Below are 5041 nucleotides of genomic sequence, written 5' to 3' on the forward strand. Positions count from 1 at the left end.
CGGCCGCTGAGGGCGGCCTCGTTCGCGGCGCGCCTGCCGTTCACCCGGCGAATGCGGCGGGCGGCTTCGGTTGCGGGCGGCGGCACCCCGCGCGCTCACCTCCCGCTCGTCGGGCGGCCTGGGTTTGCGGCGCCGGGAGTTCAGCCACCGGTTGCCGAGGGCAGCCCCGGTTCCCGCCGCGAAGGTCGTACTCGCCGTCCGTTCAGCCGCCGGGACTCGGTGGCAGAGGCGTCAGCCGCCGAACCTCGCGGAGAGTCTCGGTTCCCACCCCCGCTCCGTAAGCGCGACCAGCTGCAGCTCCACCGCCCGGTCCCGCACCGGCAGCAGCGGCCGCACCTCGCCGGCCACCCGCTCGAGAACCTCCGCCTCACCGCCCATCGCCACGGTTACGTGCGCCCCCGGCCGGGGACCGAACCGCCCGCCGTACGGCTGGACGGACGGCCACCGGTCGCAGACCGCGTCCGTGATCGGCTGGAGCGCGGGCACCGGGATCGCCGCGAAACCCGGCGCCGTCACGAACTCGGTCAGCGGCACGTCGGTCGGCGAGAACGTTGCCGCCAGCTCGCGGGCCGCGTCGAGAACCTGGTCGGTCAGCTCGGCATCCGGCAAGAAGGGGTAGAGCGCCGTCACGTGGGCGGGCAGGCCGGGGCGGACCAGGGCCGGGTCGACGCGGCGGGCCGCGGCCAGGATCGGTTCGGCGGCGGGCAGCAGGATCACCAGCGCGGTGGTTCCGGTTTCGGGCACCTCCGCATCATGGCAGTCACGCCGCGGCGGCCTCCGGGAACCGGCCCGCGCGGGCCAGGGACAGGCTGCGGCGGCACAGCTCGACGAGCTCCGCGTTGGCGCGGCTGCGCGGGACGCGGCCGCAGAGGCCGCAGCGGATGGTCACCGCGCCGGCCAGTTCGTCCACCGCGACCAGCGCCTGGTGGTCGCAGCTGCGGCACCAGCGGTAGCCGATCGCCGGGTTCGTGTGCACCGGCGACGACACGCACTCGTGCAGCCAGCGGCGGTGCGTGCGGCAGGTGACACGGTCGGTCGGGTCGAGGCCGCCGTCGTCTTCCACGCGGTCTTCGTGCGCCAGTGTCGAAGCCAGCAGCGGCTGCCGCGCGGCGGCGGGCCGGTCTTCGGGGTTCGGCGCGGCCCACGCGTGGTGGTCGCCGCACCGGCACTTCTCGCTCATGTCGCCCCCAGGGTCGGGTCGTTCGATGGCTCGAGTGTGAGCGCGGCCACGGACGGCGGACAACCGGAAAAGCGCTCAGTGTCGACCGGCGGCACGCCATTCGCGACGGACGGGTGAGCGGACTTCGGCGCTCGGTTATGCGAACATATGTTCTATGACCGCTGAGGGGCCCATCCTGCACGCCGATCTCGACTCGTTCTACGCGTCGGTCGAGCAGCGCGACGATCCGGCGTTGAAAGGGCGGCCGGTGATCGTCGGCGGCGGGGTCGTCCTGGCCGCGAGTTACGAGGCCAAGGCCTACGGCGTGCGCACGGCGATGGGCGGCGCGCAGGCGCGGCGGCTGTGCCCGCAAGCGGTCGTAGTGCCGCCGCGGATGTCGGCGTACCTGGCCGCCAGCCGCGCGGTGTTCGAGGTCTTCCACGACACGACGCCGTGGGTGGAAGGCATCTCGATCGACGAGGCGTTCCTCGACGTCGGGGGATTGGCCAAGATCGGCGGGCGGCCGAGCCACATCGCCGAACGGCTCCGCGCCGCCGTCGCCGAGCGGGCTGGGCTGCCGATCACCGTCGGGGTGGCGCGGACGAAGTTCCTCGCCAAGGTCGCCAGCCGGGTCGCCAAGCCGGACGGCCTGCTCGTCGTCCCGCACGACGGCGAGCTGGAGTTCCTGCACCCGCTGCCGGTTTCGGCGCTCTGGGGCGTCGGCAAGGTCACCACGGAGAAGCTGCACGCGCGCGGGATCCGGACGGTCGGCGAGCTGGCGACGTCCGAGCAGGTGGACCTCGACGGCCTGCTCGGCCGCGGTCCCGGCCGGCATCTGCACGCCCTCGCGCACAACCGCGACCCGCGCCGCGTCGAAGTCGGCGTGCGGCGCCGCTCGATCGGCGCCCAGCGGTCACTCGGCCGCGGCAGGCGGACCCCGGCCGAACTGGACGTCGTGCTGGTGGCGCTGATCGACCGGATCGCCCGCCGGCTGCGAGCGGCCGACCGCGTCTGCCGGACGGTCACGATCCGCCTGCGCTTCGCCGACTTCGAACGCGCGACCCGCTCGCACACGCTGGCCGACCCGACCGCCGGCACCGGCGTGCTGCTCGCCGCGGCGCGGGAACTGCTCGTCGCCGCGCTCCCGCTGATCGCCGACCGGGGGATCACACTGCTCGGCGCCGCCCTGTCCAACCTGGCCGACGACGACCCGTTCCAGCTCTCCCTGCCCTTCGAGCGTCAGCGGGCGACCGAGCTCGACAGTGCGCTGGACGCGGTGCGCGACCGGTTCGGGAAGGCGGCGGTCACCCGCGCGGTTCTGCTCGGCCGCCCGGACGACCTCGAAGTGCCGATGCTCCCCGATTGATTTCGAATCTGCTCAACCAAGCAAAAAACGTCAGCGGCGGGCGTGGGTCAGCGTGGACAAGGCGATAGGCCGCAGCGCGTCGGTGCGCTCCCACAGTTCCGCGGCGACGCTCTGCCGCTGCCCGGCCTGTTCGACGACTTCGAACCCGGCCGCGCCCAGGAGATCGGCGAACGCGGCGGGGGAGAGGACCGTGTGCCACGGCTCACCCCCGTCCGCGGCGACCGCCCCGACCGCTTCGGCGTAACCGTTTCCGGCCGCGTCCCGCAGTTCCGCGGGAAGCAGGTGATCCGCGACGATTTCCGATCCCGGGGCGAAACGGCCGAGATCCGTCAATGTGGCGGCAATCGCCTCGCGCGTCAGGTACATGGTGACGCCGAGCCAGCTCACGAACACGGGGCGAAACGGGTCCAGTCCACTCTGGACGAGCCGTTCCCGGAGCGGATCCGCTTCGAAGTCGGCCGCCACGAAGGTGACCGAAGGCGGTTCGGCGATCCCGGTGGCGGCGAGCAGTTCCCGTTTGACCACCTGGGTCGCCGGGTGGTCGACCTCGAACACCCGGAAACGTCCGGCCGGCGTGCGATACGCGAACGAATCGAGGCCGGCGCCCAGAATCACATACTGGTCTATACCGGAATGGGAGAGCCGCTCCTCGGTGAACCGGCTCCGGCACAGCGCCTCGGCGCGGGCGCTCGCGAGCACCGGGTGGGTGCCGTGGAGCTTGTGGTATACCAAGAGATCCGCCGCCTGGGCACCGAGGAGCGTGGCGGCGAGGGAGTCCGTGAAGAGGTACGGTTCGGCGTCGACGAGCAAATGCGCCGCCCGTGCGGCGGCCGCGGTGAAGGCGGTCCGGCTGGCATTACCGGGAAACTGGAGGCTGGTCACGTCGCCACGGTACCGATTTGATTTCGAGCATATCACAAAATTGATTTTTCGGCAAGGTGTATCCCATTTCGACTCCGTTGCGGTCACTCTGGAGCCGGGCGACCCGCTCGCCCGGGCGGCCATTGTGGACGCTTGACGGGTGTCGCGCGTGCCGGACGGGATTCGACAGGTTAGGGTCTGTCCGACCGTGTTCTGGAGAAGATGAGGAACGACGAACCATGGCGCAACGGGTGCAGGTCCAGATGGTGGACGACCTCGACGGCAGCGAGGCCTCGCAGACCGTCCCCTTCAGCCTCGACGGGGTGACCTACGAAATCGACCTGTCGGAGGACAACGCCTCCGCGCTGCGGGACGAACTCGCGCGCTACGTCGGCGCCGCGCGGCGCATCGGCGGCCGCAAGGTCCGCCTCGCGACCGGCCAGTCGCTGTCCGGCTCGGGCAGTTCGGGCACCGACCGCGAGCGCAACCGGCAGATCCGCGAATGGGCGCAGGCCAACGGCTACGAGGTCGCCGAGCGCGGCCGCCTCTCCAGCGAGATCATCGCCGGCTTCGAGGCCGACCAGGCCGCGGCGGCCGAGCCGGCCGACACCAAGCCGGCGCGCAAGCGAGCTCCGCGCAAGAAGTCTTGAGATCGGCGGAACTGCCTGACGCGTAGCGGAATCGTCGCGGTGAGTGCTCACCGCGCGGTCCGCTCGCGGGAGTTCCGGCCGGAGCGCCCCGATGGGACGTCGAGTGCGATCACCGCCCCCGACGTCACTTCGGGGCGCTTTCGTGCGTCCGTAGGTGTTCGTTGTGGACGCCGGACGCCGTTGGACGGGTGTCAAAGCTTGTCGACGGTGCCTTCGATGGCCAGACTGTCAGTGCTCCGCGCGGCCGGTACCGCGTAGGAGCACCGGCCCGGTGGCCGCCTCCTCCCTCGATGGCCACCGGGCCGCCTTCTTGCCTCAGGCGGCAGACTACCGCATACTGCATACAATCTGCAGTCTGCGAGGAGGCGGTCGCCATGGCCGAGATCCGCGAGCTCCGGGACGTCTACGGCCGGCGGTACCGCGTCGGGGAATCGGATCGCGAGCTGCTCGGCAGGCCGCGGACGTGGATCACGTGGCTGGCCGCCGCGGCCATGCTCGCCGCCGGGGTGCAGCAGTACGGCTTCGGCGCGATCGTCCCGGCGCTGAGCCGGGCGCACGGCTGGACGTTCGGCGGGATCGCGCCGGCGTTCGCGGTGTGGGCGATCTGCCAGGCCGGGGTGGCTTTCCCGGCAGCCTGGCTGCGCGACCGCGGGGTGCTGCCCGCGCCGGCCGCGATGACCGCCGGCGCGGTCCTGTGCGCCGCCGGGCTCGTCACGCTCGGCCACGCGAGCAGTCTGGTCACCGTCTTCCTCGGGTACTCCGTGCTCGGGGGACTCGGCACCGGCCTGGTGTACGCGACGTGCGTCGGCGCGGTCCTCGCGTGGTTCCCGGAACGCACCGGCCCGCGCGCGGGGATCGTGAGCGGCGCTTTCGCGTTCGGGAGCGTGCCTTTCGTCGTCCTCGCCGCCGCGCTCCCCGAATCGAGAGCAGTGCTCTTGGACGTGACTGCCGCTCTCGTGCTCGTCGTGATCGCGGGCTGCGGCGCGGTGCTGCGCTACCCGCCGC

At 72.1% G+C, this 5041-nt stretch carries 5 protein-coding genes and 1 pseudogene; 3 read left to right on the forward strand and 3 right to left on the reverse strand.

Annotated features, from left to right (window positions below; all coding sequences use genetic code 11):
- Positions 1 to 231: 231 nt before the first annotated feature.
- Both G3I65_RS45345 and G3I65_RS45350 read right to left on the reverse strand, forming a co-directional pair.
- Positions 232 to 744, reverse strand: coding sequence for a 2'-5' RNA ligase family protein (locus G3I65_RS45345; protein WP_309236011.1), 513 nt, complete (start codon positions 742 to 744; stop codon positions 232 to 234).
- Between the two features lie 16 nt (positions 745 to 760).
- Positions 761 to 1180 (reverse strand): hypothetical protein, encoded by a 420-nt coding sequence (locus G3I65_RS45350; protein ID WP_160701579.1) that lies wholly within the window; start codon positions 1178 to 1180, stop codon positions 761 to 763.
- Positions 1181 to 1334: 154 nt separating this feature from the next.
- On the opposite strand from G3I65_RS45350, the gene dinB reads away from it, so the two are divergent.
- Positions 1335 to 2525: a DNA polymerase IV gene (dinB, locus tag G3I65_RS45355; RefSeq protein ID WP_160701580.1), complete on the forward strand. Its 1191-nt coding sequence runs from the start codon at positions 1335 to 1337 to the stop codon at positions 2523 to 2525.
- A gap of 30 nt (positions 2526 to 2555) precedes the next feature.
- Here dinB and G3I65_RS45360 read toward each other — a convergent pair whose 3' ends face one another.
- A complete protein-coding gene (locus tag G3I65_RS45360; protein WP_160701581.1) occupies positions 2556 to 3407 on the reverse strand; it encodes an SAM-dependent methyltransferase in 852 nt (283 codons plus the stop codon).
- A 218-nt stretch (positions 3408 to 3625) separates the two neighbouring features.
- On the opposite strand from G3I65_RS45360, the gene G3I65_RS45365 reads away from it, so the two are divergent.
- Positions 3626 to 4036 (forward strand): Lsr2 family protein, encoded by a 411-nt coding sequence (locus G3I65_RS45365; protein WP_160701582.1) that lies wholly within the window; start codon positions 3626 to 3628, stop codon positions 4034 to 4036.
- 374 nt (positions 4037 to 4410) lie between these two features.
- Positions 4411 to 5041 (forward strand): annotated as a pseudogene (locus tag G3I65_RS45370) (OFA family MFS transporter); the annotation flags it as partial.

The organism is Amycolatopsis sp. SID8362 (assembly GCF_010550475.1).
Classification (GTDB): Bacteria; Actinomycetota; Actinomycetes; order Mycobacteriales; family Pseudonocardiaceae; genus Amycolatopsis; species Amycolatopsis eburnea.